Here is a 673-nt window from a genome sequence, read left to right on the forward strand (position 1 = left end):
ACTGTACGCTGAAAATCATCACTGAGTTGCTGCTGAAATCCCGCCAGCACGTCCGGTTTTATCCCCGGCCACTCGTCACGAGCACTAAAACAAGGTGACGACGCCACGGTGACCAGCGCCTGAACGCGCCCGGGATGGGTTAACGCAATCTGGCTTGCCACCAGCCCGCCCAGACTCCAGCCTAACCAAATGGCTTTATCAGGTGCCTGTTGCAGCACGGCTTCGGCCATATCAGCAAGTGACAGCGCACCAAATCCCCGGCTACGCCCGAAGCCGGGCAGGTCAACAAGGTGCAGCGTAAAATGCGAGCTAAGTTCCTCGTCAATGCAACGCCACACTTCGGCATTCAGTCCCCATCCGTGCAGCAGCATAAGATGAACATTCCCCTGACCTTTGGTCTGCCACCAGATGTTATTCATCCGCTATTGTTCTCTTTTGACTTACAAGGATGAACATATGCTAACAGTACCGGGATTATGCTGGCTATGCCGAATGCCACTGGCGTTAGGTCATTGGGGGATTTGTTCGGTCTGTTCACGCGCCACCCGCACAGATAAAACGTTATGCCCACAATGTGGATTACCCGCCACACACTCCCATCTTCCCTGCGGTCGCTGCCTGCAAAAACCGCCGCCCTGGCAAAGACTGGTCACGGTTGCCGACTATGCGCCGC

The 673-nt window shown here is 55.6% G+C and carries 1 protein-coding gene; it reads right to left on the reverse strand.

The genetic code is table 11. The annotated features are described in order from the left end of the window. A partial coding sequence (bioH, locus tag K0039_RS24700; protein ID WP_228106764.1) for a pimeloyl-ACP methyl ester esterase BioH occupies nt 1-419 on the reverse strand: 419 nt, incomplete at its 3' end. Nucleotides 420-673 lie beyond the last annotated feature (254 nt).

This window comes from Terrisporobacter mayombei, from assembly GCF_020748465.1.
GTDB lineage: Bacteria > Bacillota > Clostridia > Peptostreptococcales > Peptostreptococcaceae > Terrisporobacter > Terrisporobacter mayombei.